The sequence below is a fragment of the Agrobacterium sp. ST15.13.013 genome, from assembly GCF_027956525.1.
GTDB classification, from domain to species: domain Bacteria; phylum Pseudomonadota; class Alphaproteobacteria; order Rhizobiales; family Rhizobiaceae; genus Agrobacterium; species Agrobacterium salinitolerans.
In genome coordinates this window covers 37475-63923 of record NZ_JAQKGP010000001.1, presented here as the reverse complement: position 1 = coordinate 63923, position 26449 = coordinate 37475, and the positions used below count along the sequence as shown (strand labels likewise).

29 protein-coding genes are annotated in these 26449 nt (G+C 60.3%); 15 read left to right on the top strand and 14 right to left on the bottom strand.

The genetic code is table 11. The features are described 5' to 3' along the window. Positions 1 to 2 precede the first annotated feature (2 nt). Positions 3 to 2693, top strand: a complete 2691-nt coding sequence (locus PL597_RS00355) for a TIGR02302 family protein (RefSeq protein ID WP_271364362.1) — start codon at positions 3 to 5, stop codon at positions 2691 to 2693. A 269-nt stretch (positions 2694 to 2962) separates the two neighbouring features. On the opposite strand, the gene PL597_RS00350 is transcribed toward PL597_RS00355, so the two are convergent. The 3 genes from PL597_RS00350 to PL597_RS00340 form a co-directional block, all read right to left on the bottom strand. Continuing rightward, positions 2963 to 3322: a response regulator gene (locus PL597_RS00350; RefSeq protein WP_077985216.1), complete on the bottom strand. Its 360-nt coding sequence runs from the start codon at positions 3320 to 3322 to the stop codon at positions 2963 to 2965. A gap of 141 nt (positions 3323 to 3463) precedes the next feature. Then, the gene (hpt, locus tag PL597_RS00345) at positions 3464 to 4006 is read right to left on the bottom strand and encodes a hypoxanthine phosphoribosyltransferase (protein ID WP_077985217.1); all 543 of its coding nucleotides are present in this window, start codon (positions 4004 to 4006) and stop codon (positions 3464 to 3466) included. A 68-nt stretch (positions 4007 to 4074) separates the two neighbouring features. Continuing rightward, the gene (locus PL597_RS00340; protein ID WP_077985218.1) at positions 4075 to 4746 is read right to left on the bottom strand and encodes a DUF3426 domain-containing protein; all 672 of its coding nucleotides are present in this window, start codon (positions 4744 to 4746) and stop codon (positions 4075 to 4077) included. 201 nt (positions 4747 to 4947) lie between these two features. Between PL597_RS00340 and ftsE the strand changes: the two genes are divergently transcribed. The 4 genes from ftsE to PL597_RS00320 all read left to right on the top strand — a co-directional run bounded on the left by ftsE (position 4948) and on the right by PL597_RS00320 (position 8366). Continuing rightward, positions 4948 to 5607, top strand: a complete 660-nt coding sequence (ftsE, locus tag PL597_RS00335; RefSeq protein WP_077985219.1) for a cell division ATP-binding protein FtsE — start codon at positions 4948 to 4950, stop codon at positions 5605 to 5607. Next, entirely contained in the window at positions 5600 to 6607 is a 1008-nt protein-coding gene (locus PL597_RS00330) for a cell division protein FtsX (protein WP_077985220.1), read from the top strand. The genes ftsE and PL597_RS00330 overlap by 8 nt, the downstream gene beginning before the upstream one ends. Positions 6608 to 6736: 129 nt before the next feature. Then, entirely contained in the window at positions 6737 to 7453 is a 717-nt protein-coding gene (locus tag PL597_RS00325) for a YdcF family protein (RefSeq protein ID WP_162520358.1), read from the top strand. Positions 7454 to 7568: 115 nt separating this feature from the next. Further along, positions 7569 to 8366: a lysophospholipid acyltransferase family protein gene (locus PL597_RS00320; RefSeq protein WP_142912081.1), complete on the top strand. Its 798-nt coding sequence runs from the start codon at positions 7569 to 7571 to the stop codon at positions 8364 to 8366. Here PL597_RS00320 and PL597_RS00315 read toward each other — a convergent pair. After that, complete coding sequence (locus PL597_RS00315) at positions 8339 to 8890, bottom strand: gamma-glutamylcyclotransferase (protein ID WP_142912082.1); 552 nt, start codon at positions 8888 to 8890, stop codon at positions 8339 to 8341. The genes PL597_RS00320 and PL597_RS00315 overlap by 28 nt on opposite strands. 49 nt (positions 8891 to 8939) lie before the next feature. Between PL597_RS00315 and PL597_RS00310 the strand changes: the two genes are divergently transcribed. Next, positions 8940 to 9941, top strand: a complete 1002-nt coding sequence (locus PL597_RS00310; RefSeq protein WP_271364361.1) for a DUF2125 domain-containing protein — start codon at positions 8940 to 8942, stop codon at positions 9939 to 9941. A gap of 69 nt (positions 9942 to 10010) precedes the next feature. Here the strand turns inward: PL597_RS00310 and PL597_RS00305 are convergent, their stop codons facing one another. From PL597_RS00305 to PL597_RS00295, 3 genes are all read right to left on the bottom strand, one after another. Next, positions 10011 to 10940, bottom strand: a complete 930-nt coding sequence (locus PL597_RS00305; RefSeq protein ID WP_137411439.1) for a prephenate/arogenate dehydrogenase family protein — start codon at positions 10938 to 10940, stop codon at positions 10011 to 10013. Beyond that, positions 10940 to 12046, bottom strand: coding sequence for a histidinol-phosphate transaminase (hisC, locus tag PL597_RS00300; protein WP_142912085.1), 1107 nt, complete (start codon positions 12044 to 12046; stop codon positions 10940 to 10942). Before hisC ends, PL597_RS00305 begins: the two co-directional genes overlap by 1 nt. Before the next feature lie 84 nt (positions 12047 to 12130). Further along, positions 12131 to 12892, bottom strand: coding sequence for a class I SAM-dependent methyltransferase (locus tag PL597_RS00295; protein WP_173991008.1), 762 nt, complete (start codon positions 12890 to 12892; stop codon positions 12131 to 12133). Positions 12893 to 12998: 106 nt separating this feature from the next. On the opposite strand from PL597_RS00295, the gene gloB reads away from it, so the two are divergent. Both gloB and PL597_RS00285 read left to right on the top strand, forming a co-directional pair. Then, positions 12999 to 13769, top strand: a complete 771-nt coding sequence (gloB, locus tag PL597_RS00290) for a hydroxyacylglutathione hydrolase (RefSeq protein WP_271364360.1) — start codon at positions 12999 to 13001, stop codon at positions 13767 to 13769. Continuing rightward, positions 13769 to 14209, top strand: coding sequence for a cupin domain-containing protein (locus tag PL597_RS00285; RefSeq protein ID WP_170985607.1), 441 nt, complete (start codon positions 13769 to 13771; stop codon positions 14207 to 14209). Before gloB ends, PL597_RS00285 begins: the two co-directional genes overlap by 1 nt. 109 nt (positions 14210 to 14318) lie before the next feature. Here PL597_RS00285 and PL597_RS00280 read toward each other — a convergent pair whose 3' ends face one another. Further along, positions 14319 to 15092 (bottom strand): DUF3108 domain-containing protein, encoded by a 774-nt coding sequence (locus PL597_RS00280; RefSeq protein WP_077985228.1) that lies wholly within the window; start codon positions 15090 to 15092, stop codon positions 14319 to 14321. 252 nt (positions 15093 to 15344) lie between these two features. On the opposite strand from PL597_RS00280, the gene rpmB reads away from it, so the two are divergent. The 3 genes from rpmB (at position 15345) to PL597_RS00265 (ending at position 16870) form a co-directional block, all read left to right on the top strand. Continuing rightward, positions 15345 to 15635, top strand: a complete 291-nt coding sequence (rpmB, locus tag PL597_RS00275; protein WP_003509888.1) for a 50S ribosomal protein L28 — start codon at positions 15345 to 15347, stop codon at positions 15633 to 15635. Between the two features lie 164 nt (positions 15636 to 15799). After that, positions 15800 to 16444: a queuosine precursor transporter gene (locus PL597_RS00270; protein ID WP_077985230.1), complete on the top strand. Its 645-nt coding sequence runs from the start codon at positions 15800 to 15802 to the stop codon at positions 16442 to 16444. Positions 16445 to 16534: 90 nt separating this feature from the next. Further along, the gene (locus PL597_RS00265; protein ID WP_077985339.1) at positions 16535 to 16870 is read left to right on the top strand and encodes a pentapeptide repeat-containing protein; all 336 of its coding nucleotides are present in this window, start codon (positions 16535 to 16537) and stop codon (positions 16868 to 16870) included. Positions 16871 to 16872: 2 nt separating this feature from the next. Here PL597_RS00265 and PL597_RS00260 read toward each other — a convergent pair whose 3' ends face one another. From PL597_RS00260 to PL597_RS00245, 4 genes are all read right to left on the bottom strand, one after another. After that, on the bottom strand, positions 16873 to 17850 hold the full coding sequence (locus PL597_RS00260; RefSeq protein ID WP_271364359.1) for an esterase-like activity of phytase family protein: 978 nt from the start codon (positions 17848 to 17850) through the stop codon (positions 16873 to 16875). A 37-nt stretch (positions 17851 to 17887) separates the two neighbouring features. Beyond that, entirely contained in the window at positions 17888 to 19792 is a 1905-nt protein-coding gene (gene cobT / locus PL597_RS00255) for a cobaltochelatase subunit CobT (RefSeq protein WP_269833689.1), read from the bottom strand. Between the two features lie 106 nt (positions 19793 to 19898). Beyond that, entirely contained in the window at positions 19899 to 20888 is a 990-nt protein-coding gene (cobS, locus tag PL597_RS00250; protein WP_003523293.1) for a cobaltochelatase subunit CobS, read from the bottom strand. Positions 20889 to 20956: 68 nt separating this feature from the next. Beyond that, positions 20957 to 21592, bottom strand: coding sequence for a J domain-containing protein (locus PL597_RS00245; RefSeq protein WP_077985232.1), 636 nt, complete (start codon positions 21590 to 21592; stop codon positions 20957 to 20959). 115 nt (positions 21593 to 21707) lie between these two features. Here PL597_RS00245 and PL597_RS00240 point away from each other — a divergent pair, with 115 nt between their 5' ends. Continuing rightward, the gene (locus PL597_RS00240; protein ID WP_271364357.1) at positions 21708 to 21989 is read left to right on the top strand and encodes a BolA family protein; all 282 of its coding nucleotides are present in this window, start codon (positions 21708 to 21710) and stop codon (positions 21987 to 21989) included. 218 nt (positions 21990 to 22207) lie between these two features. Here the strand turns inward: PL597_RS00240 and aroB are convergent, their stop codons facing one another. Continuing rightward, positions 22208 to 23341 (bottom strand): 3-dehydroquinate synthase, encoded by a 1134-nt coding sequence (aroB, locus tag PL597_RS00235; protein WP_269833688.1) that lies wholly within the window; start codon positions 23339 to 23341, stop codon positions 22208 to 22210. 4 nt (positions 23342 to 23345) lie between these two features. Further along, entirely contained in the window at positions 23346 to 23927 is a 582-nt protein-coding gene (locus tag PL597_RS00230; protein WP_080795106.1) for a shikimate kinase, read from the bottom strand. Positions 23928 to 24115: 188 nt separating this feature from the next. Here PL597_RS00230 and PL597_RS00225 point away from each other — a divergent pair, with 188 nt between their 5' ends. The 3 genes from PL597_RS00225 to PL597_RS00215 all read left to right on the top strand — a co-directional run bounded on the left by PL597_RS00225 (position 24116) and on the right by PL597_RS00215 (position 26298). Then, the gene (locus PL597_RS00225) at positions 24116 to 24289 is read left to right on the top strand and encodes a hypothetical protein (protein WP_035239639.1); all 174 of its coding nucleotides are present in this window, start codon (positions 24116 to 24118) and stop codon (positions 24287 to 24289) included. Beyond that, complete coding sequence (xerD, locus tag PL597_RS00220) at positions 24286 to 25281, top strand: site-specific tyrosine recombinase XerD (RefSeq protein WP_269823429.1); 996 nt, start codon at positions 24286 to 24288, stop codon at positions 25279 to 25281. Before PL597_RS00225 ends, xerD begins: the two co-directional genes overlap by 4 nt. Before the next feature lie 63 nt (positions 25282 to 25344). Further along, entirely contained in the window at positions 25345 to 26298 is a 954-nt protein-coding gene (locus tag PL597_RS00215; RefSeq protein ID WP_271364355.1) for an acetyl-CoA carboxylase carboxyltransferase subunit alpha, read from the top strand. Positions 26299 to 26449: the final 151 nt, after the last annotated feature.

Sequence of the window (26449 nt, the reverse complement as noted above, 5' to 3'; positions counted from 1 at the left end):
TGATGACCACAGGCGGAGAGGACAAGACTGGCGGAAAGCGCGCGACTGGTGCGTTTGCGCAGCGGCCGGACCTTGCCCGCCGGGTCGTCGCCAAGCGCTTCTTCGCAAAAATCGTGCTGCTCTCGGAGAAAATTGCGCCGAAAACGCTGTGGCCACTTTCCATCGCCGCCGTGTTTCTAGCCCTTGCCTGGTTCGGCCTCTACCGGCATATGCCGGATTTCCTGCGGCTCGGCGTCGTTTTCGTGCTGGTTTTCAGTTTCATCGCCACGCTTTTACCGATCCTTCGGCTGAAATGGCCGACGGATCATGAAGCCTCGCGCCTGCTTGAAGACCGCAACGGTCTCGCGCACCAGCCGGTTGGCGTGCAGGAGGACGAGCCCGCCTTCGATACGCCCTTTTCCCGAACGCTGTGGAAAGAACACCAGATCCGCATGGCGGAGCGCATTGCCGCGCTGAATGCGGGCCTGCCGAAACCCGATATCGCCCGTTATGACCGTCTGGCGCTGCGCGCCATTCCCGCCCTTCTTCTGGCCGCCGCCTTCGGTTTTTCCTATTCCAACGGCGCGGGCACGATTGCGGATGCCTTCCGTAGCCGACCGGCCGTCGGTCCGCTCAATCCCGATATTCGTCTCGACGCGTGGGTCACGCCGCCATCCTATACCGGTCGCGCGCCGATTTTCCTGACCGGACGTGACGCAACCAACCGTGACGCGGTTTCCGTGCCGCAATCCTCCAAGCTGACGATCCGCATGACCGGCGGCGATGGCGGCGAGGAAGTGACTTTCGAGCCTGAAATGGCAGGCGCGCTGCAAAAGCTTGCGCCGGAAACGGCGCGTGTCGACAGCGCAAGCGGCGATATCGCCGTTCAGACGCCGGTTCGTTCGGCGGATCAGCCCGTCGCGCCGCGCACCTTCACCATGGATGTTACCGAAAGCGGCATGATTACCGCCAATGGCGAACAATGGGTGTTCAACGTCATCGCCGACCAGCCGCCCAGCATTGCCTTCGACAACATGCCGCGCCGGGCCGTTAACGGCGCGCTGGAAGTGGGCTTTACCGCCAAGGACGATTATGGGCTGAAGGAAGCCCACGCCATCATCGAACCTGTGGGCGTTGTGGAAGGTGCAAGCGCGCTTTACCCGCCGCCGGAATTCAAGCTCGATCTGCCGCGGCAGAACAATCGCGAGATCAAGGGCCTGACCAGCCGCAACCTGACCGAACATCCGATGGCGGGAAAGCGCGTGCGCATCACACTGGTGGCGACGGACGGTGCCGGCCAGACGGGTCGTAGCCCCGCGCATGAAATGGTGCTGCCGGGCCGCAATTTCTCCGAACCGCTGGCCGCTTCCATTGCCGAGCAGCGGCAGATATTCTCGCTCGATACGCGCCAGATGCCGAAAGCTATCGCCTATAACGAGGCGGTGGGCCTGCGCCCGGAAGAGACCATTCCCAACACCACCCATTATCTCCTGCTGCAATCGGCCCAGACCCGCATGCGGCTCGCCTATAATGAGGAGATGCTGAAGGACACGGCCGATTATCTCTGGGAAATCGCGCTCGGCATCGAGGACGGCGATCTTTCGCAAGCCGAAAGACGCCTGCGCGATGCGCAGAATGCGCTTTCCGAAGCGCTTCAGCGCAATGCCTCCGACGAGGAAATCGCCAGGTTGATGCAGGAACTGCGCGAGGCGATGCAGCAGTTCATGAGCGAGCTTGCGCAGCGCATGCAGAATGCGCCGCAGGCCAACATGAACCAGCAGGCGCAGAACGTTCTACGTCAGCGCGATCTGGAAAACATGATGAACCAGATCGAGAACCTTGCCCGCTCCGGTAATCGCGACGCCGCGCAGGAAATGCTCTCGCAGCTGCAGCGCATGATGAACAATCTGCAGGCGGGCCGCCCGCAGCGTCAGGGCCAGCAGGGGCAGCAGCAGAGCAGCAAGATGCGCCAGCAGATCGACAAGCTGGGCGAAATACTGCAGCAGCAGCAGAAATTGATGGACGAGACCTTCAAGCTCGATCAGGCGCTGCGCGACCGGATGCAGCGCGGCGACCCGCAACAGGGCGGCGAAGACGAACAGCAGATGGGTGAAAACGGCCAGCAGCCGCAAGAGGGACAGCAGGACCAACAGGGTGAGAATGACCAGCAGGGCGGACAGCCAAGCGACCGGATGACGGCCGAACAATTGCGCGACGCGCTGAAAAACCTGCGGGCCCAGCAGGATGCGCTCGGCAAGCAGCTCGGCGAATTGCAGCAGGGCCTTCGTGATCTCGGCATGGAACCGGGCGAGAACTTCGGCAAGGCACAGCAGGAAATGGAAGGAGCCGGCGAGGCACTGGGCAAGGGCCAGGGCGAGCAGGCGGTCGAAGGTCAGGGCAATGCGCTGAATGCGCTGCGCCAGGGTGCGCAGGACATGATGGGCCAGATCATGCAGGCCATGCGCCAGCAGGGCCAGCAGCCCGGACAGGGTCAGGAGGGCATGGCGGGCCAGGGCGGTCAGAACGGCCGCGACCCGCTCGGCCGCCCGCGCAGCACCACCGGCCCGGATTTCGGCGACCAGGTGAAAGTGCCGGATGAAATCGACGTGCAGCGCGCCCGCGAAATCCTCGAGGCTATCCGCGAAAAACTCGGCAACAACCCGCCCGGTGAAATCGAGCGGCGGTATCTGGAGCGGTTGCTGGATATACGGTGAGGATCAGAAGCCATTCACGGCGATCCGGCCCGCCACTTTAATTTCGTGACTTTCCGGAAGAGCAGGCCGCGGCGAAAGCTACTAGGCGCGTCGCGAAACACTTTGACGTCATCCTCGGCCTTGTGCCGAGGATCTGTCAACCTCCCATGAAACCGATACGTCGCAGATGCTCGGGACAGGCCCGAGCATGACGAGGAGAGAGTTGACAACTCCGCAACAAAAAGGCGACCCATGGGGCCGCCTTCCTCAAATCTGTGTGATCTTATCACTCACGCCGCAAGCGCCCGCGCCACGGCCTTGCGAATATCCGGAAGCGCGAAGGGTTTGGAAACCACATCCACAATCTTCGTCGCCAGATCATCAGCCCGTTCACGCTGCTCGGCATAACCCGTCATCAGCAAAATGCGCATGGCCGGGAAGCTTTCGGCGGCGCGGTGCGCCAGCTCGATGCCATCCATGACCGGCATGCGGATATCCGAAAGAAGAAGATCGAAACTGGTTTCCTGGAGCTTCTCCAGCCCCTGCTCGCCATCCGCCGCCTCATAGGTCTCGTGACCGTCGAGACGCAGCGCGCGAGCGACGAAAGCCCGCAGTGCATCCTCGTCTTCGGTAATCAGAATCTTCGCCATTATTCATTGCTCCTGGGCATCATTTCCAGCCGTGAGCAACATCGCAGGCTCCTCTTTTCAAGAGGTAAACACCCAGCCCTTGGCTGGGTGAATGGTTAATGAGGCGTCTCCGTGCTGTGCCGTTCCGGCACAACGAAGTACTCAGGCGTCGCCGGTCACGACGCCGACGAAGGGCAATTCGCGGAAGGCATAAGCCACGTCCATGCCGTAACCCACGACGAAATAATCAGGACATTCGAAACCGACATAATCGGCCTCCAGATCTTCCTTGCGTTTCACTTTCTTGTCGAGAAGCACCGCGATGGTGACATTGCGCGCACCGCGCTCGTAAAGCAGTTCCTTGGCGAAACGCAGCGTGCGGCCGGATTCGAGAATATCGTCGATCAGGAGCACATCACGGTCCTTCACGTCGCTGTCGATATCCTTGACGATCCTGACCCCTTGCGACACCGTGCCGGCGCCATAGCTCGACAGCGTGATGAACTCGACCTCAGGAGCAAGGCCGCTGTCATGCAGTGCGCGGATAAGATCGGCTGCGAAAATGAACGATCCCTTGAGCACGGCAATGACCAGTAAATCCTTGGTCGGGCCGCTGGCGATGTGCTTGGCCATGTCGCGATTGCGCTCGGCGATCTGCTCGGCGCTATAAAGCGGCTCGATGTTTTTTCCACGGACGACGGGCATTCTTACTCCTGTGCTGCGCCTTGCCGATTTTACCTTTCAGTAAAAATAGAAGACACGCGTTAGCACAGTCAGCGTTCAGACGCACCCGCCTCGACGAAGGAAAGCTTGATCTCAGGCGTTTTTCCACCGGGATGGCGCAACTTTGCCGAAAAACCGTGGCTGAAACCGGGCTGCATTTCCTTGACCGGCGGCTCGATGACCATGCTGGCTACCAGCTGCCCCTTGGCGGCGAAGAGATCGGCGCGTAGGGCAGGCACCTCTTCCAGATTGCCGCCATTGTTTTCCACGATGCCGTTGATGAGCAGGATATCCATGCCACCCGCTTCCTGCGGGGTTACGGTGACATGGGAAATGGCGAGAGGATTGACCGAGGCCGCGACAGCCGTCTTTTCCGGCACCACGACCGAGAGGCCGCCCGAACATACGAAGACAAAAATGGCGAGGCCGGCCACCAGTGCCGAATAGGCATCCGCCGACAGGCGAGACAATCTGCGATCCACCCAGCCGATGAAAGCGAGGCAAAGAATGGCGAGGGTAACGGGCGTTTTTTTCACCTGCCGGCGCGCTGCACCGCGATTGTCGTTTCCGGGTTGCCGCGAACGGTTTTCCTTGATGGTGACAAATTCCGCGTCTACCACATCGCGGTCGGGATTTGCCGCCCGCGCCGTGCGGCGTACCGGCGTTTCCGGCATCAGGAGGTCGAAATCGAATGCCGCTTGCCGGCGAGATGAACGGAACATAGCCATAGAATTCCTTGGGTGAGGTTTTCCGGCCCGCAAAACTGGGCATTGCAACGAATCCTGCCAAGTTTTAAATTTAATTGGTTAATGCTTCGCAAAAACGGCTCGCACAGGCCACCGGAACCGGGTTAGACCGCGCCGTCCGGGCCTCATGCGCCAGCGGCTTGCGAAGCACCACGAAACGAAGAGACTGGAAGTCCGTTGATCCATTTCGAAAATGTCGGGTTGCGTTACGGCATGGGACCCGAGATCCTGAGGGACATGACCTTCGATATCCCCAAGGGTTCGTTCCAGTTTCTGACCGGCCCTTCGGGTGCCGGCAAGACCACGCTGCTCCGCCTGCTTTTGATGTCGCTGCAGCCTACGCGCGGGCATATCCGCATGTTCAACCGTGACGTTTCGCGCATTCCACGTAGCGAGTTGCCGATGCTGCGCCGTCGCGTCGGTATAGTGTTTCAGGACTTTCGGCTGCTCGACCATCTGACGACCTATGAAAACGTCGCCCTGCCGCTGCGCGTGCGCGGCAAGGAAGAAAGCGCCTATCGCAACGACGTGATAGAGCTTCTGAAATGGGTCGGGCTCGGCGAGCGCATCAACGTGCTGCCGGCCATTCTTTCCGGCGGGGAAAAGCAGCGTGCCGCCATCGCCCGCGCACTCATGGACCAGCCGGAAATATTGCTGGCCGACGAGCCGACCGGCAACGTCGATCCACCGATGGCCAAGCGCCTTCTCAACCTTTTCCTGGAACTCAACCGGCTGGGCACGGCCGTTGTCATCGCCACCCATGATTTTGGCCTGATGGACCAGATCGATGCGCGCCGGATGATCCTCACTGAAGGGCGGCTCGATATCTATGAATGAGATCAACCGCAAGCCGTTGAAGCCGGAAGCGGCGCAGCCGAAGCGCCCGCCCATGCGCATCCGCCCGATGGCGCCGATCCTGCCGCCTTCCAACATTCAGGGCAATGCGCTGATGGTGGTGATCGCCATCATGGCCTTTCTCGCCTGCCTCACCCTTGGTGCCGTCTCCATGGTGCGCGCCACCGCCGCCACCTGGCAGAGCCAGATTTCCCGCGAGATCACCATCCAGATCAAGCCCGAGGACGGGCTGGACATGAATGCGGCGCTAAACAAGGCGCGCAATCTGGCGCTTACCTTCGTGGGCACGCGGGATGGCACCATCCTCGACGATGCGGCAACGTCGCGCCTTTTGGAGCCGTGGCTCGGCAGCGGTCTCGATCTTTCGGAACTGCCGGTGCCGCGTCTCGTCGTCATCACCATCGACGAAAACAATCCACCCGATTTCCAGGCGATGCGGGATATGCTGAAGGCCGAAATTCCGCAGGCATTTCTGGACGACCACCGCACGTGGGTCGACAGGCTGGTCTCCATGGCCAGAACCACTGTCATGATCGGCGTCGGTGTTCTTATCCTCGTGTTCACCGCCATGGTGCTGACGGTGGTGTTTGCGACGCGCGGCGCGCTTTCCGGCAACCGGCATATCGTCGAGGTTCTGCATTTTGTCGGCGCCGAAAGCAGCTTTGTGGCGCGTGAATTCCAGAAGCACTTCCTGAAGATCAGCCTCAAGGGGGCGGCGGCCGGCAGCGCACTGGCCGCCGGCGTATTCCTTGTCGCCGGTTTCTGGCAATCGAGCACTGTCGCTACGCCGCAGAGCGATCAGGCAAGCGCGCTTTTCGGCTCGTTTTCGGTGGGTCTCGGCGGGTATCTCGGCATCGCCATGACGATGATCGTCATCGCGCTTTTGACCACCCTCACGGCTCGTATAACCGTCATCCGCACCATCGACGATATCGACCGCGTCCGCTCCGATCCTTCGAAAAGCGATGGGCTTGCATCGTGAGGTTATCCCCGATAACCCCGCGGGAAAACTGAAACCGTCACAAGCCGGATGTAACCTGCAGACGGTGGACAAAAATGCCTGTTCCTTGCCTTAATCGGCGAGTATTCAGGAGGAATGTTTGTGAGTCGGATGGACCAGGATCAGACGACGGCGCGGCCGGCCAGAAAAGGCCTGTTGTCGCGGCGCGGTCCTTTGCGCCGTTTTATTCGCGTGCTCATCCTGCTTTGCGTCATTGCGCTCGGCGCATTTTCCGGCGGTTTCCTGTGGTTTGCCGATTCCGTCGCCTCCATGCGTCCGCCGGAGGGGGCGAGAGGCGATGCCATCATCGTTCTTACGGGCGGTTATCAGCGCATCGAACAGGCCGTTGGCCTGCTCAGAGACGGCGTGGGCAAGCGGCTTCTGATTTCCGGCGTCAACCCGGCCACCACTCGCTCGCAAATCCGCAAGATGACGCAAGGGTCATCCGACATGTTTTCCTGCTGCGTGGACATGGGCTACAAGGCGATCGATACGATCGGCAACGCCAGTGAGGCCGCAAGCTGGATACGCGACCACAATTATTCCTCCATCGTCGTCGTCACGAATAATTACCACATGCATCGCAGCCTGCATGAATTGCGCAGCGCCAGCCCGCAGACGCAATTCATCGCCTATCCCGTCATCAGCGCCGATCTTGTCCGCACCAACTGGTTCGTGGAGCCGGATGTGGTGAGAACCATGCTTTACGAATATCTGAAGTTCGTGGCGGCGGCGGGACGCGACCTCACCGGTTTCGGCAAGGGCGACGGTCTGCGCAAGGCCGCCGCCGATTATTCCCGGATAAAGACGACAAGCGCTTCGTCCTGACCGGCGAGAACGTGCTTGCTGCGGCCCCTTGTTTTCGTGTAGGCGTCTGGCATCGGCATCCGGTATCGAGGCATATGCACGGCTTCGGAACGGCTGCGCTCCGGGAAGGCTGTTGATGCTCAAGCTGCGCTCTTTTCTTTTCAATACGCTGTTTTATCTCAACCTGATTGTCCGCATGATCGTGCTGACGCCGATCTATTTCATCCTGCCGCGCAAGATCGCCTACGAAATTCCCAAGAATTGGGCGCGATCCAACCACTGGCTGATGAAAACCATCGTCGGCACCACCTTCGAGATCGAAGGGCTGGAAAACATTCCCGAAACCGGCTGCATCTTCGCGCCCAAGCACCAGTCCTTCTGGGATACCTACGCGCTGCTGCCCAATCTTCCCGATCCGGTCTATATTCTGAAGCGCGAGCTTTTGTGGATTCCGCTGTTCGGCTGGTACGCCATGAAACAGCGCATGATCCCGGTCAACCGCGCCGCCCGCGGCAAAGTGATGCTGAAGGTGATGGAGCGGGCGAAAGAGGAAATGGCCGCCGGCCGCGAACTCATCATCTATCCCGAAGGCACACGCCGCCCGCCGGGTGCGGAGCCTGAATATCGTTATGGCATCGCAAGGCTTTACCGGGACCTTCAGGTGCCGGTCATTCCCGTCGCCATGCATCCAGGCCTGTTCTGGCCGCGCCGGTCCACCATGCGTTATCCCGGCCATTTCAAGGTGCGTATCCTGCCGGCCATCGAGCCGGGGCTGGACCCCGACGTGTTCTTCAAGCGCCTGATCGATGTGACGGAAAAGGCGAGCGACGAGCTGCTGCTGGAAACGGTGCGCAACAACCCGCATTTGCCGCTGCCGCCGACCGCCGTGAAGCGGATCGCCGAACTTCAGGGCAAGGAAACCGGCGCCGGCTGAGCAACGAGCGTGCCGACATTTTTGGCGATGCTCTCCAGCAGGGAATCGCGAATGCCCATCTCCTGCAGATGCTGCACGGTGTTGAAGACATAATCCGTATTCGGCCCGGACCGGCCCGATGCGGCTGCAACGATGGTCGCCGACTCGGCAACGCCGAGACCGCCGATATATTGCTTATGCGCGGGATCGGCCACATAGGTTACGGCGCTGCTGCGCCTGCCATCGGAAAGCGCGATGGAAACCAGCCGCTCCTTATAGACATTCGTCACCAGTTCGCGCTCGCGCAAATAGACCATGACCGGCTCCCGGTCCTCTCCACGCACGCGGAAAGCGACGCCAAGGCAGGAACCGCCGCGCTCCAGACCGAGAACGAGACCGGGCTTTTCTTCGGTGCCCCTATAAAAATTGGAACTGATGCAGAGTGAGCGCCGATACCCGTGAAGCCGCGCCTGCTGCCGCTCTTCAAAGGCGAAGCCGGGGTTCCACATCAACGAACCGTAGCCAAAGACCCAAAAATCGTCCATATCGCAAGCCAAATCGAAATTGTCTGAAGTCTGTTCATCGGAGATCAATATGGCAGCGTCAAGCCAATCCGGCACCTCCAAAAAATTCCTCTGGCTCGCCATCGCCATCCTCGTGGTCATCGGACTTTATACCGCCGGGTGGTTTTATGCCGCCGATAGGCTGAAACAGACGGTTCTGAACGTCATTGCCCCCTCGCAGGCCCGCAACGTCAGCGGTGAATGCGGCGATATCGCCTTCAAGGGTTATCCCTTCCGCATCGGTCTCTTCTGCTCCAGGGTGACGGTGGATGACAAGGAGAACGGCGTTTCCGCTTCCTTCGGCGAACTTCGCTCGGCGGCGCAGGTCTATAATCCCGGCCACATCGTCTGGGAACTCGATTCGCCGGCGGAAATCCGTTCCGCCCATGGCCTGACGATCTCAGCCGCCTGGCAGAACATGCAGTCCAGCATCGTCACCAAGCTGAAGGGCATTGACCGCAGTTCGCTCGTCATCGACGGGCTGAAGGCGCAGGCGATTTCTTCCGTCACCGGGCAGACCATCGACTTCGATGCCGTCAAGACCGAAATGCATCTGCGCCAGAACGGCGCCGATCTCGATGGCGCGATCACGCTCACCGATTCGGCAACCGTCATCAAGGATTGGCCGCAGGTTCTTCCGCGCCTCGACGCCATCTTGGACGTGACGCTGGCGGGCAAGGCAGGCATGGTGGATGGCAGCGACAAATCCGGCCTTTATGGCGCGAGCGGCGAGCTTCGCCGGCTGGTGGCAGATATTGGCGAAGGCCGCACCATGCGCATCAGCGGCCCCTTCTCATTTGACAATGAGGGTTATCTCTCCGGAAAGTTCAAGCTGGAAATCGAAAAGCTGGGGTCGTGGTCCGACAATGCCAAACAGGCGTTTCCGCAGCTGCAATCCACCATCGATACTGCCCGCAAACTGCTCGGCGCGCTCGCCGGCGGCGGCGACAGGGCATCCGTCGACCTCGTGGTGGATCGCGGCCGCGCCACGGTCAGCGGCTTTATTCCGCTTGGGAAAATCCCGCCGATTTGAGCAGTTGATTTATACCCTCTGTCATCCTCGGGCTTGACCCGAGGATGACAGAGGGAGACTAAATGCGCCCTACTTCTTCTGATCCAGCGCGTGACGCCCAAAGTCCGGCGCGTCAACATCCTGACCGGCCTGGACGATCGAGCGTCGGATAGCGCGGGTGCGGGAAAACAGTTCGAACAGCTTGTCGCCTTCTCCCCAGCGGATCGCCCTTTGCAGCGAAGCGAGGTCTTCGGAAAACCGCGCCAGCATCTCAAGGATCGCATCCTTGTTATGCAGGCAGACATCCCGCCACATGGTGGGATCGGAGGCGGCAAGACGGGTGAAATCGCGGAAACCGGAGGCGGAATATTTGATGACTTCCGATTCGGTCACCGTCTCCAGATCGTCCGCCGTGCCGACGATATTGTAAGCGATGATGTGCGGCAGATGCGACACGATCGCCAAGACCTTATCGTGATGTTCGGCATCCATCTCATCCACGCGGGAACCCAGCGCCCGCCAGAAATCCTTCAGCCTTTCCAGCGCCGCGGCATCCGTGCCCGGCAGCGGCGTGAAGATGCACCAGCGCTCGCGGAAGAGACCGGCAAAACCGGCATCCGGGCCGGATTTTTCCGTACCCGCCAGCGGATGGCCGGGAATGAAATGCACGTTGTCAGGAATATGCGGTGCCATCTGCGCGATAACAGAAGCCTTGGTGGAGCCGACATCGGTGACGATGGCGCCCGGCTTCAGATGCGGCGCGATCTGCTGCGCCACACTTTCCGAAGCACCGACCGGCACCGAGACGATGACGAGATCGGCATCCTTGACCGCTTCAGCCGCCGAAACGGTGTAATCCGTGCCAAGCGCCAGTTCCTCCGCCCGTGTCAGCGTATCTTCACTGCGGGTGGAAATGGTCACATGGCGGGCAAGCCCCAATTCCCTGACATCGCGGGCAATCGACGAGCCGATCAGGCCGATGCCGATCAGCGCGATGCGTTCGAACATGATTTCACCCATCACGCCTGCCCCATGAACTCGGTGAGGGCCGCGATGACGCCGAGATTGGCCTCTTCAGAACCGATGGTCATTCTCAGCGCGTTCGGGAAACCATACCCCCGCACCGCACGCAGAATGTAGCCGCGTCGGCTCAGGAACTCGTCCGCATCCGCCGCGCGCTTGCCGTCCTGATCCGGGAAATGGATGAGGATGAAGTTGGTGACCGAAGGCGTGACGGTAAGGCCAAGGCCGGTAAAGGCCGTGACCAGCTTCTCCATCCAAAGCGCGTTATGCGCCACGGCCTTCTCTACGAAGGCCTGATCGCGGATGGCCGCAGCGCCCGCCGCGATAGCCGGCGCGCTCATATTGAACGGCCCGCGCACGCGGTTCAGCGCGTCGATAATATCGACAGGGGCATACATCCAGCCGACGCGCAGGGCGGCGAGACCATAGACCTTCGAGAAGGTGCGGGTCATCACCACGTTGCGGTTGCCGGAGACCAGTTCAAGCCCGGCTTCGTAATCGTTCTTGCGCACATATTCGGCGTAAGCGGCGTCCAGCACCAGCACGACATGTTTCGGCAGCCCGGCCTGCAGGCGGCGGATTTCCGCAACCGGAACATAGGTGCCAGTGGGATTGCCCGGATTGGCGAGAAAAACCATCTTGGTCTTCGGCGTCACAGCGGCGAGGATCGCATCCACATCAACAGCGCAATCCTTTTCCTTCACCGTCACCGGGGTTGCCCCCGCACCCATGATCTGGATCTTGTAGACGAGGAAACCGTGTTCGGTGATGATCGCTTCATCGCCGGCACCTAGATAGACGTGGCAAAGCAGGCCGAGAAGCTCGTCCGAACCGTTGCCGCACAGGATGTTTGCGATATTGAGACCGTGCACGTCGGCAATCGCCTGGCGCAACGCAATCGCCTGACCGTCCGGATAGATTTCCAGATGGCTGGCGGCAGCGCTGAAAGCCTCGATCGCCTTCGGGCTCGGCCCAAGCGGCGTTTCATTGGAGGAGAGCTTATAAACCTTCGCAACGCCGTCCACATGTTCCTTGCCCGGAACATAAGCGGCGATATCCAGAATACCCGGACGCGGAACAGGTTGGCTAAGCTCTGCACTCATTTGATCGACCTTTGGAAAAACGCCGGAGAACCCGGCAAAAGCAATGCCGGAGGCATTAGACCGGAATGGGCACTTTGTCGAGGGTCAGCGCGGCTTTCTCTGGCTTGCCGCGATGCGGGTGGTGGGCACGCCCTGTGGGGCCAGTACCGGCACAAAAACGCGGCGCGAGGCACGCTGGGTGACCGGCAGCCCTTGATAGAGGCGCTTTTGGGCTTCCACCACGATGACGCCGGAAAACAGTGGCCAGAGGCGACGGCCGGTATGTTCGAGATAACGGCGGAATTTCAGTATTGGCCGGCTTGTGGTGGGCGGAAAGAACAGCGCCTCGGCGGAGGCGCCCGGCGTGAAATTGGTTTCGCGCAAAAGCGCCGTCAGCTGTCCACGTGAATAGGGTCTTCCGGAACCGAAAGGTGTATGTTCCATGCGCGCCCAGACGCCGCGCCGGTTCGGCACCACGATGACGAGGCGGCCGCCGGGCGCCAGCACCCGCCACAGTTCCTTGAGGCTTTCGCGCGGATTTTCGGCAAATTCCAGCGCATGCACCATCAAGACCCGGTCTATCGACGAATCAGGCAGCGGCAGTTCCTCGTCGAAGACCAGCGCCGTGGAAGACAGCTCGCCCGCCGGCCAGTTCACAGCCCCCTGCCCCGCCGGCATGAAGGCGAAGGTGCGCTCCGTATCGCGACGGAACCGCTCCAGAAACGGCACGGCGTAACCAAGGCCGACCAGCCGCTCTTCCGGCAAAGGCGGCCACAGCGTCGAAAGCGCCATGGTGATCGCCTGCTCGGCCGCGCGGCCAAGCGGAGAATGATAGAATTCGCGCAGATCGACGATATCGGTATTCATGGGCGAGAATGTAGCATCAGGCGGTTGGACTTCAAGGCGTCTGCCCTTACATAGGAAAGCAGGCGGACGAATGCGCCGGTTTTGGCCGGCAAATGGAGAGGATAAGATGAAACCTTTGGAAATTGACGTCTTTCTTTGCCGCAGCGACAATTTCGGGGTGCTCCTGCACGATCCTGAAAGCGGCGCGACGGCCACCATAGACGCCCCGGAAGAAGGGCCTATCCTGCGGGCGCTCGACGGCCACGGTTGGAAACTCACCCATATCTTGACCACTCATCACCATCAGGACCATGTGGAAGCCAATCTGGCTCTGAAAGACAGGTTCCGCTGCGAAATTCACGGCCCCTATGACGAAGCGGTTGCGATTCCGGGCCTCGACCGTTCGCAGGCCGATGGCGACGAATTCGAATTCGCCGGCCGCCGCGTTCAGGTTATCGCCACGCCCGGACATACGGCAGGCCATATCTGTTATTATCTGCCCGATGACGGGCTGCTGTTTGCCGCCGATACGCTGTTTGCCATGGGTTGCGGCCGCCTGTTCGAACGTCCGGCGGCGGATATGTGGCATTCCTTCCAGAAGCTCATGGCACTGCCGGATGAGACCAAAGTTTATTTCGGCCATGAATATACACTGACGAACGCCCGTTTCGCCCTCACCGTCGACCCGGAAAATGCTGTACTGAGCGAGCGCGCGGCCCACATCGAAAAGGCGCGACAGGCGAATGAATTCACCATTCCCACCACCATCGGGCTCGAAAAACAGACCAACCCCTATATGCGGGTGGCCGATGCCGGCATTCGCAAATATCTCGGCCTTGAAAGCGCCACCGATGCCGATGTTTTCGCGGAAATCCGCACACGCAAGGACAATTTCTGATGGGAACGGAGATATCGGCGCAGGCGATCATTCGCGAACTGGGGCTGGAGCCGCATCCCGAGGGCGGTTTTTACCACCAGACGTTCCGCGACAAGGCAGGCGGTGAGCGCGGTCATTCGACGGCGATCTATTATCTCCTGGAAAAGGGCGACCGCTCGCACTGGCACCGGGTCACCGATGCGGTTGAGGTCTGGCACTATTATGCCGGCGCGCCGATTGCGCTGCATCTTTCGCAGGACGGTCGGGAAGTGCGGACCTTCACGCTCGGCCCCGCCATTCTTGAAGGCGAGCGCCCGCAGGTCATCGTTCCCGCCAATTGCTGGCAATCGGCCGAAAGCCGCGGTGACTTCACGCTCGTCGGCTGCACCGTCTCGCCGGGCTTTGCCTTTTCGAGCTTCGTTATGGCCGAGCCGGGCTGGTCGCCAGGTGATGCGGCATAACCCTGAGAGCAATTAGAGGCCCGGTCGTGCTCCGCTTGTTTCTTCTCCCCGCCGGGGAGAGGAAATACGCGGCGACGCCTACTTTCAATTGCCCTGCCATCAATCTTGGTCAGCCGCCGTATTTCGTAGCGGTGATATAGACCTGCCCCACCCGGGTCGGAATGATGGCGTAGACAGGCGCATAGACATCCATGTTGTTCGACTTGGCGAACCAGATCTCCATGGAAATGGATTTCAGATATTCGATATCCTTGCGCCCCTGCCTGTAACCCGACTTCGGCACATACCGCGCCTTGCAAACGATGGCGTCGCCGTTAAAACCGTTGGTCTTGAACGGCCTGGTGCCGCTGGAGCTCAAAACCAGATCGAGCCGCGATTCGCCGTCATAGATCGGCAGGCGAGTCGGGCAGATGCGGCCGCCGGCTGGAATGATGAGGCCGGAAATCGGATCGAGAACCGAGCGCAGGTCGCGGTCCTTCACGTCAACCCAGTTGTCCGGCCGGGCTTTCGGTTCGGGTTTCACCGTCGTCGATGTGACGTTGCCGTTGCGATAGACAACGTCATAGGTGCGTACCCGCTTGCCGTCCTTGTAGACCAGCGAATATTCGTTGGCCTGCAGCCGGTGGCCGCGCTTGGCGCCGGAAACGGTCGTCTTGCCGGAAATATCCTTGAGGATACTGGCGAGGCCGGCGGCGCTGAAGGACCCGGAGATCGAATAATTCGGCCCATCCATGCGAGTCGAGAAACTCGCCCTGGCAATCGGCAAAATGCCGAGATTGATGCTGTATTCGCTTGTGTGGCGCGCTTCTGCGGCGAGCGAGGGGGAGACGCCCGTTAACGCTATTGTCGCGGCCACGAAAATGCTTTTTCCTCTGGCAATCATTTCGATATCACCTTAAAAGAGGCGCGGAAGCGGCCTTATCGGGCGATCATATACGCTGACTTGTGGCAATAAAAAAGCGGATGCCGGTTGAAAACGCCGGAATTTCCTTTCATTTGATCGCGAGCGGCTTGACTGTTAGGTCCCGTCTGACTATAGAACCGCAACTTTCCAATCATGGCCAGTTGGATTGCCACCCCGGTTTTGCCGGTGGCGAGCCAGTGGTGAAACAGACGAAACGAAATAGGTGTACCCATGTCCCGTGTATGCGAATTGACCGGCAAGGGCGTCCAGACGGGCAACAACGTCAGCCACGCCAACAACAAGACCAAGCGCCGGTTCCTTCCGAATCTCTGCCAGGTCACGTTGATCTCCGATGCTCTCGGCCAGCGTTTCCGCCTGCGTGTTTCCGCAGCCGCTCTGCGCTCCGTTGAACACCGTGGCGGCCTCGATGCCTTCCTTCTGAAGTCCGGCGAAAACGAACTGAGCATGCGCGCTCGTCTCCTGCGCCGCCAGATCGCCAAGAAGACGGCTGAAGCTGCTTAATAGCGGCTTCGACATCATTTGATATTCAGAAGGCTTGGATGGCTTTTGCCGCTCAAGCCTTTTGTTTGTTCCAGATTTTCGTTGCATCGGGTTTTGCGAAAACCGTTTGAGACGTTTTCTTCCGATGCTTGGCTCCAACTGGTGGCATCACCCAGGATAAAAAAATGCCCTATCTGCGTTTTACGCTTATCTATGTTCTGCTGATGACTTTGGTGGTCGTCGCGTCCAATATTCTGGTGCAATACCCGCTTTCCGGCTCGTTGTTCGGCGTCAATCTCGGCGACCTTTTGACCTGGGGTGCCTTCACCTATCCGATCGCCTTCCTCGTCACGGACCTCACCAACCGCCAGTTCGGCCCGTCCATAGCGCGTCGCGTCGTGCTTGCCGGCTTCGTCGTTGGTGTCACGCTGTCCTTCTGGACATCCATTCCGCGCATCGCTGTTGCGTCCGGCACCGCCTATCTGATCGGCCAGTTGCTGGATATTTCCGTGTTCAACCGCCTGCGCCGCCAACGCTGGTGGCATGCGCCACTCGCGGGCTCGATGCTGGGATCGGTGCTGGACACGGCCCTGTTCTTCTCCATCGCCTTTGCCGCGAGCTTCTCCTTTGTCGGCCCCAACGACGCCTTCGCCACCGAAAGCGCGCCGCTGCTCGGCGTTTTCGCTCTGGAGGCCCCTCGGTGGATTTCCTGGGCGCTGGGCGATCTGTCGGTGAAAGTTCTCGTCGGCCTCGTCATGCTCCTGCCCTACGGCGCGCTGATGAACACGCTGAAGCCGATGCCGGACACCGTCAAAACGGGCCGCGTTTGAGGCCGGGCAAGCGCGGATCAAATCGCGCTTGCAAGCCAGCCGTCAGCATTGCAGTCTGTCGTCCGTGGCACAGCGCGGAGGCAGGTCGACATGCAGATCAAGGACGTTATAGACATCGTGGAGGCCGCCAGCGCCACGCTTTCAGGCTCAACCTTCAACGACGTCAATCTATCCGGCACGGTCTTCGACAACGTCAATCTTTCCGGGGCGAGCTTCAACAATATCAATTTGTCGGGTGCGTCGTTCACGGATAACAACATGTCCGGCTGGTCGATCGATGACGTCAATTTTTCCGGTCTGAAACTGAGCAACTCAAACCTGTCGGGTGCGCAGATAACGTCATGCCGAATGACCGGCATGAAGATCGACGGCATTCCCGTCGAGGACCTGATGGCAGCCTACAAGGCGGCACAGCAGCAGGCCTGATTTTACTCCACCAGCTTGAATTCCAGCATCAAGTTGCGCTGGAGGAACGAGTGATTGTCATCGGAAACGATGATGAGGCGCGTCGAGCCGTCCGGCCCCTTCACCACATCCATGCCTTCCATATTGTCGATCTGGTAGGCCATGCCGGCTTCCATGAGGATTTCGCCATCCACCACAGCACCCGGCCGGATATCAGCACCACGGATGCGACGGATGCGCATACCCACGCCTTCAGCGAAATTGAAGCGGCGCTCGAGAAGCAGCAGGTCGCCATTGGGAAGGAACACACCGTCAGTCACGTCGAATGACGGATGATGCGTGACGGCGAATGTGCCCTTCAGCGGGCCTTCCAATATGGCGGCGAGAAGATTGCCGTCCGTATCGATACTTTTTTCAGCCACGACGACCAGAGCGCCGGCGAGCGGCGAATCGGCCGGCGATACCGCGAGAGCCTCCAGGCCGCCGTTATGACGCAACTCGTTGCTGGGGATGAGATATGGCAGACGTTCGAGCGGCTTTGCGGTGGCGAAGCCCGGATCGGGATAGATATCGATCCTGTGTCGCTGCTCGTAACTGACGAACACCTTGCCGTCGCGCAGCGCCAGCCCTTCCGCATCCATCTCCATCTTGCGCGGCGGTTCGCGCCCGCTCATGTCCAGCATGGGGGTGATGCGCGCATCGGCAATTCCGGACAAAGCACCGCGAGCGTCACGCAAGACCCTGCCCGTCAGCCAATGGCCGGTATCCAGCACCGCAACAAAGTCCTCCCCATTGGGGCGGAAACGGATGGACGATATCGCCCCGAACAGCTTTTCCGGCGCGCTCATCACCATGCCGCCGACAAACTCCAGCTTGCCGAAACGTTTTTCGCTGGTGCCGACCTCGAAAGAGGAGAGGAGACGCGCGCTCACCGGCACATCGATGGTGGAAGCGCCGATGGAAACCGGGAACAGCCATGCGGCCGCGAGAATGGCGGCCATCGCAAGCGTCTTGCAAAGGGAAGAAGCCTTACCCCGCTTATCCGGCACGGCGCAGCCTGCGGGACGAACCGGAAGCACCGCTCGTATCCTCGAAGAGCGCCGCAAGCTGCTCGGTCATCGCGCCGGCCAGTTCGTCCGCATCCACGATGGTCACGGCGCGGCGATAATAGCGCGTCACATCGTGGCCGATACCGATTGCCAGCAGTTCCACCGGCGACCGTGTCTCGATCTGCTCGATGACCGCGCGCAGGTGCCGTTCCAGATAGTTGCCGGGATTGACCGACAGGGTCGAATCGTCCACCGGCGCTCCGTCCGAGATCATCATCATGATCTTGCGCTGCTCGGGGCGGCCGATCAGGCGGTTATGCGCCCACATCAGCGCTTCACCGTCGATGTTTTCTTTGAGCAGTCCCTCACGCATCATCAGGCCAAGATTGCGCCGCGCGCGCCGCCACGGAGCGTCCGCCGATTTGTAGATGATATGGCGCAGATCATTGAGACGGCCCGGCGACGCCGGCTTGCCATTGGCGAGCCATTGTTCACGCGATTGCCCGCCCTTCCAGGCTTTGGTGGTAAAGCCCAGAATCTCCACCTTCACGCCGGACCGCTCCAGCGTGCGCGCGAGAATATCGGCGCAGGTGGCAGCCACGGTAATGGGACGGCCGCGCATCGAACCGGAATTGTCGATGACGAGCGAAACCACGGTATCGCGGAACTTGGTGTCGCGTTCTTTCTTGAAGGAAAGCGGCTGCATCGGATCGATGATGAGCCTGACGAGGCGGGCCGGATCGAGGTAGCCCTCTTCCAGATCGAAGTCCCAGGAACGGTTCTGCTGCGCCATCAGGCGGCGCTGCAACCGGTTTGCCAGCCGTCCGACGGCGCCCTGAAGATGAGCGAGCTGCTTGTCAAGGAAGGCGCGCAGACGGTCGAGTTCCGCCTCGTCGCACAGTTCCTCGGCGTGAATTTCCTCGTCGAATTCCTGGGTGAAGATGCGGTAATCGACCTTTTCATTAAAGTCGTCGAAGGGGCTGTTGGGGCGGCGGGTCTCGCCGGGCGTTTCGGAATCCTCGTCGAGATCGTCGGACATTTCCTCGTCCGACATCTCGGCGCCGTCCATCTCGCCTTCTTCCATTTCCTCCTGCGAGGCCTCGTTTTCATCGGCGGGCGTCGCGTCGGAGCCGGCCTCTTCCTCGACCTGTTCCTCTTCGGTCTCGTTGGTGCGCGGCTGGTCCTCGTTGGATTCCGCTTCCTGGCTCTCGGGCTCGTTATCCTCGTCGCCGAAATCCTCCGCCATCTGCATGGAGGTCAGCATCTTGCGCACCAGCCGCGAAAAGGCCTTCTGGTCGGTGATGACGCTGGAGAGATCCTTGAGGTCGCCGGCGGCCTTGTCCTCGATGAAATCGCGCCACAGATCGACAACCTTGCCGGCGCTTTCCGGCGGCTTCTCACCCGTCAGCTTCTCGCGCACCAGAAGCGCCACAGCTTCGGCAAGCGGCGCATCGTCCTTGTTGTTGATGCCGGCGAAGTTGGCTTTGGCGTATTTTTCGGTGTTCATGGCCTGGATGTTGGAGGCCATGCCGGGCATGCGCAGCGCGCCGATCGATTCCACGCGCGCCTGTTCGACAGCATCGAAAATCAGCCGCGCTTCGGCGCCCTGCGGCGACATGACCGCGTGGGTATCGGCATCATGGCAGGCAAGGCGCAACGCCATGGAATCGCCGAGACCGCGGGTGATGGCGATTTCCTGCGCTGTCGGTTTCTTGGAGATTTCCGGCAGGCGCATGCGCTCGCCGGCAAGGCCCGGCCGTTCATTGGCGAAGACGACTTCGACTTCGGCATCGCCAGCGACGGATCGCACGCATCCGGCAATCGCCTGACGCAACGGCTCCGTATCGACCGCCGTACCCGGTTTTGCTCTGGAATTGTCGCCGCGCCCTGCCATTGTCTTTCCTGTCATTTGCCGACGCGTGGAGACCGCCCATCGATATGCGCGCAGTCTGCCAGCGTCTTCAAGTCATCGAAATCGTCTCCGGACAAGCCGGGGACGATCAGGCGCTGAGAACGATGTTCGCAGCGCTTTCCTTCAGCTCGACGCCAAAGGCCCGCTGATACTGTTCGGCAACCAGCGTGCGCTCCAGCTCGTCGCACTTGTTGAGGAAGGTTACGCGGAAGGCAAAGGCGAGATCGCCGAAGATTTCCGCATTTTCCGCCCAGGTGATGACGGTACGCGGGCTCATGACCGTGGAAAGATCGCCATTGATGAAAGCCGAACGGGTGAGATCGGCCACGCGCACCATCTTGGAGACGGTTTCACGGCCCTTCGGATTGTCGAAGCTCTTCACCTTGGCGGCGATGATGTTCACTTCCTGCTCGTGCGGCAGGTAGTTCAGCGTGGTGACGATGGACCAGCGGTCCATCTGCGCCTGGTTGATCTGCTGCGTGCCGTGGTAGAGCCCGGTCGTATCGCCAAGGCCGACGGTGTTGGCGGTCGCAAAAATGCGGAACGCCGGGTGAGGACGGATGACGCGACTCTGGTCGAGCAGCGTCAGGCGGCCGGAAGATTCCAGCACGCGCTGGATAACGAACATCACATCAGGGCGGCCGGCATCGTATTCGTCGAAAACGAGCGCCACATTGTGCTGGTAGGCCCAGGGCAGGATGCCGTCCTTGAATTCAGTGACCTGCTTGCCGTCTTTGAGGACGATGGCGTCTTTGCCGACGAGGTCGATACGGCTGACATGGCTGTCGAGGTTGACGCGCACGCAGGGCCAGTTGAGGCGGGCGGCGACCTGCTCGATATGGGTGGATTTACCCGTGCCGTGGAAACCGGAGACCATGACACGTCGGTTGTGAGCAAAACCGGCAAGGATCGCGAGCGTCGTATCGCGGTCGAAAAGATAGTCGGGATCGAGGTCCGGCACATAGGCGTCGCCCTGGGAATAGGCGGGAACCCGCAGATCCGTATCAATGCCGAAAACCTCCCGCACAGACACCGTCGTGTCGGGCAGGTTGGAAATATCAAGGTCGATTTTGCTCATCACGTCTCCAAGGCGGGCGGCAGCCACCCGGCCACATCATCAATCAGGCGGTAAACACGTAAGTTGGCTTAGCAGAAACCTGACTGCTTTAACAATTGATATGCTTGAACAACAGCCCGAAAACGTTCTTCCGAACCACGATCGCCACCATTAGCATCAGGATGGTGCTTTTTGACAAGCTCCTTATAACGCCTTTTTATGTCTTCCTGCTTTGCGCTGGACGGAAGACCGAGCGTATCGAAGGCTTTTGCCTCCAGCGTCTTCAGCTTGCGGTCCTGTTGCATGCGCGTGCCGCCGGCCCTTCCTCCGCCGGCAAAACCGCCGGTAAAGCCGAAAGGATCGCGAATACGCGCGTTGCCGCTGGCTGAGCCGGAGCGCAAAGTGGAATGCAGCGGGCTGTCGCGCGCAGTCTTGTTCACGCCCACCGTCCAGGTGGGGCGATGGCCGGTGATCGCTTCCTTCTGGTAACGGGCGATTTCGCTGTCGGAGAGGCCGGAAAAGTAATTATAGCCCTTGTTGTATTCCTTCACATGCTCAAAACAGAACAGGAAGAATTGCCCCTCGGCATTGCGGCCGACGGGTGCCCGGTGAACGCCCGGCTTGTCGCATCCGTCCCACTGGCAGGTTGGGGCCTGAACCTCAGGTTCCCGCTCCCTTTTCCGGCGCGTGCGGATGCGGTCGAAATATTTCGAATCCAGTTTCATGATGCCCTGATTATGGGGTGCGAAAAGCCGCACAACAAGAATTGACAAAGTGGAATGTTACAGGCTTTTAAGGAGCCCCCTTCAAAGACCTGCAAACAGAATTGGAGCCCTTCGAATGTCTCTGCGAGAGCGCATAGAAACCAAGCTCAGGGAAAGCTTTTCACCGCAGCGCCTGAGGGTCGTCGATGAAAGCCAGATGCATGCCGGCCACCAGCCGGATATAACCGGTACGGGCGAGACACATATGCGTGTTCAGATAGTGTCGGAAAGCTTTTCAGGCAAGTCTCGCGTCGAACGCCACCGGGCGATCAACGCGCTTTTGAAGCCGGAACTCGATGCCGGGCTGCATGCGCTGGCGATAGAGGCGGCGGCACCGGGGGAAGCGGTGCGGTTCTAGGTGGTCATTGGAGCCGAGAGCAAGCCCCCTCATCCGGCCCTTCGGGCCACCGTTTCCCCGGCGGGGAGAAGAAACCGGGCGGCAACGCCTTGCTCAAAGCGCCAGCGCCGTTCCCCCGTATAGCATTGCCAAAGCGGCTTGTTCTTCTCCCCGCCGGGGAGAAGTGCCGGAGCGGAGCGAGGCGATGAGGGGGCGCCCTCACCGTATCGCTCAACATCTCATCCCGGATGCTTCTCCGTCAGGAACGACTGCACCTCGGACGCCGCCACATCGTCAGCCACGAAGGACTGGCCGATGCCGTGGGTAAGGATGAAGGTGAGCTTGCCGCCCTTGACCTTCTTGTCCTGCGCGATTGCCGCCATCAGCGTCTCGACCGGCGGCAATTCGCCGGGAATATCCTTCATCGTGGTCGGCAGACCGACGGCCTTCAGATGTGCCTCGACGCGGGCGGCATCGTCGGGGCTTGCCAGATTGAGGCGGGCGGAGAACTGGTGGGCCAGCACCATGCCGATGGCGACGCCTTCGCCGTGCACCAGCCGCTTGCTGTCGTAATTGGTTGCCGCTTCCAGTGCGTGACCGAAAGTGTGACCGAGGTTCAGAAGGGCGCGCACGCCGTTTTCTTTTTCATCGGCCACCACCACGTCTGCCTTGGCCTGGCAGCTGGTCGCAATCGCCTGAATGCGGGCCGGGCCGCCGGTGCGGATGTCATCCCAGTTTTTTTCCAGCCAGAAGAAGAAATCCGGTTTGTCGATCAGGCCGTATTTAACAACTTCGGCATAACCGGCGCGGAATTCCCGCGGGCTTAGCGTATCCAGCACCGCCGTATCCGCCAGCACCAGATCGGGCTGGTGGAAAACACCGATCAGATTCTTGCCGTGGCGGGTGTTGATACCGGTCTTGCCGCCGACGGAGGAATCCACCTGCGACAGAAGCGAGGTCGGTATCTGCACGAAGCGCACGCCACGGCGCACGATGCCGGCGGCAAAACCGGCGAGATCGCCGATCACGCCGCCGCCGAGCGCGATCACCGCATCGTTACGCTCCACCCTTGCGGAGAGAACCGCATCGCAGACGGTGACCAAATGCTCGAAGCTCTTGGTCTTTTCGCCAGCCGGCAACGTCAGCGAGACGGCCTCAATGCCATCTGTCTGCAGGCCATCCATCAGGCCTTCGAGATAAAGCGGCGCAACATGTTCGTCGGTAATGATCGCCGCGCGTTTGCCCTTCAGCCGCGCCGAAATCTCGCCGCCCGCCCGGCCGATGACGCCCGGCCCGATCAGAATGTCATAGGCGCGCTCGCCAAGCGGCACATGGACGAGACGTTCATCGGCGTGAATTTCGGAAGGCGTCATGGGATCAGTCTTTCTGTTCGATGCCGGCTATGGCGGCCAGCACTTCGGTCACGATGATTTCCTTGCGGACATCACGGGATTCGATGGTCAGATTCGCTTCTGCATAGATCGGATAGCGTTTCTCCATCAGGGCCGCCAGCGTGGCCTTGGGGTTTTCGGTCTTGAGAAGCGGGCGATGATCGCGCTTGTTGACCCTCTCCCACAACACCTCGAGATCGGCCTTCAGCCACAATGAAATGCCGCCGCGCGCGATGTGCCGACGGGTATTGTCGTTGATGAAAGCACCTCCACCGGTGGAAATGACCTTGGGGCCGCCGCGCAGCAGCCGCTTGATGACCCGCGTTTCCAGCGCCCGGAATTCTTCCTCGCCATAGGTAGCGAAAAGTTCCGATATCGTCATGCGCGACACGCGCTCGATCTCGACATCCGTATCAATGAAAGGAACCCTGAGCTGCTGGGCGACCATGCGGCCCACCGCCGACTTTCCAGCCCCCATCAGCCCGACGAAGACGATGTTGCGCCGTCCGAGCTTTGCCCGCGCTTGCTCCCCGAGTGTGGCCGGGACGGATAAATTCGTTTCATTCATAGATTTGAAAGCCCGTTTGGCATGGATATCTGCAAATGTTTACGAAGCGTCAAGCCAAATTGCTGACTGAATTGCGGTGAATCACAATCATCGCCGCATGCGGCATGGGGCGGAGCGGGCATTTTGATCTTGTCGCCGCTTTCACCGCACCGCATATAAATTTCGACCGCCACTTTCACGGAGCCGCCATGCCCACCCTCTTCCGCTTCACGATGATACTGGCGACCATCGCGGGGCTGATCTATGGCGGCATGGTTCTGCTCGTCATGGTCGTCAAACCGCGCGACCGCGAAGTGACGGTCCGCATCCCTTCCGAGCGGCTGAACCCGCCGTCGACCGAACCGGCAAGGCGCACCCCATGAGCGGACAACCGATGGCAGGGCGCGACGGTACGCGGCTGGAAAGTTTTCTGGAAATGATGAGCGCCGAACGCGGGGCTGCCGCCAACACGCTCTCTTCCTATGAGCGCGATCTTTCCGATCTGCGCGAATTTCTCGGTCAGCGCGGCCAGTCCCTGACGCAGGCGCAGACGCCTGACCTTTCCGCCTATCTGAGCCATCTTTCCGCGCAGGGTTTTGCCGCCACCTCGCAGGCGCGGCGCCTCTCATCCATGCGGCAGTTTTATCGCTTTCTCTATTCGGAAGGGCTGCGCGGCGACGACCCGACCGGCATCATCGACGCGCCGAGGAAAGGTCTCGCTTTACCGAAAACGATGAGCGTCGCCGATGTGAACCGGCTTCTCGGTCTCGCGGCGCAGGAAGCGGCAACCGAAGGCCCGGGCCAGCTTGCCCGCATCCGCATGCATCTTCTGCTCGAACTGCTTTACGCCACCGGCATGCGTGTCAGCGAACTCGTCTCGCTGCCGGTCAAGGTGCTGCGTCAGGAAGGCCGCTTCCTGATGATCCGCGGCAAGGGTAACAAGGACCGCATGGTCCTTCTTTCCCGCGCCGCCATCGAGGCGATGGAAAAATACGAGGCTGCCAGAAAGGCGCTCGCATCCGAGAAAAGCAAGGTGGCCGCTTCGCAGAAAAAACCGGAGACACCGGAAAGCCCGTGGCTATTTCCTTCCAGCAGCAAGGAAGGCCACCTGCCCCGCCAGGTCTTCGCCCGCGACCTGAAGGACATCGCCGTCCGTGCAGGCCTAACCCCGTCTGCGATATCGCCGCACGTCCTGCGCCACGCCTTTGCCAGCCACCTGCTGCAGAACGGTGCGGATCTGCGCGCGGTGCAGGAACTGCTCGGCCATTCCGACATTTCCACGACACAAATCTATACACATGTGCTGGAAGAACGCTTGCAAGAGCTGGTACAAACGCATCACCCCCTTGCCAAACAGGGCAAAAACCTTGATTAGAGCGACCGGAACCGCCGGATAATCCGGCTCAAACCTTGCGCAAAACGATCGGAAACGGATCTCATGCACAATTATCTCGACTTCGAAAAACCTATCTCGGACCTTGAGGGCAAGATTATCGAGCTGAAGAAGCTTGCCGATGAAGACGAGAGCATAGACACCTCGGAGGAGATCAACCGCCTGGAATCGCGCGTCAACGACGCGATGCAGGACATCTATTCCAAGCTGAACGCCTGGCAGAAAACGCAGGTCGCGCGTCACCCGCAGCGTCCGCATTTCGTCGATTATGCCAAGACGCTGTTCACCGATTTCACGCCGCTGGCCGGCGACCGCAAATTTTCCGAAGACGCCGCCATTCAGGCCGGCCTTGCCCGTTTTAACGGTCAGCCCGTCGCCATCATCGGCCAGGAAAAGGGCAACGACACCAAAAGCCGCCTGAAGCATAATTTCGGCAGCCCGCGCCCGGAAGGTTACCGCAAGGCGATCCGGGTGCTCGAACTGGCCGACCGTTTCTCGCTGCCGGTGATCACCCTCATCGATACGGCAGGCGCCTATCCCGGCGTCGGCGCCGAAGAGCGCGGCCAGGCCGAAGCTATCGCCCGCTCGACGGAAATGTGCCTCAACGTGAAGGTGCCGATCGTCTCCGTCGTCATCGGCGAAGGCGGCTCGGGCGGCGCAATTGCGATTGCTACGGGCAACCGCGTCTATATGCTCGAACATGCGATTTATTCGGTGATCTCGCCAGAAGGCGCCGCTTCCATCCTCTGGCGCGATTCGACCCGCGCCAAGGAAGCCGCGACCAACATGAAGATCACCTCCGAAGATCTCAAATCGCTCGGCGTCATCGACGGAATCATTCCGGAACCGATCGGCGGCGCGCACCGCGCTCCCGAAACCGTCATCAACGCAACGGGTGACGTTATCGCCAAGGCCCTGGCCGATCTTTCCCAGCGCTCTGGCACGCAGCTGCGCGCCGAACGCCGCCAGAAATTCCTGGATATCGGCCGAAACCTCTAAGGCGGCCTTAATTTCCGCCGCTGTCGCCCCAACTCGGCCATAGTCCGGTCACATCAACAGATGTATCGGCGGCCGCGGGGCGGATCCGATTTGAGTTAAGAAGATGTAAACGGTTAATACCGTATTTAAATTGCACACGGAACGGTATAGA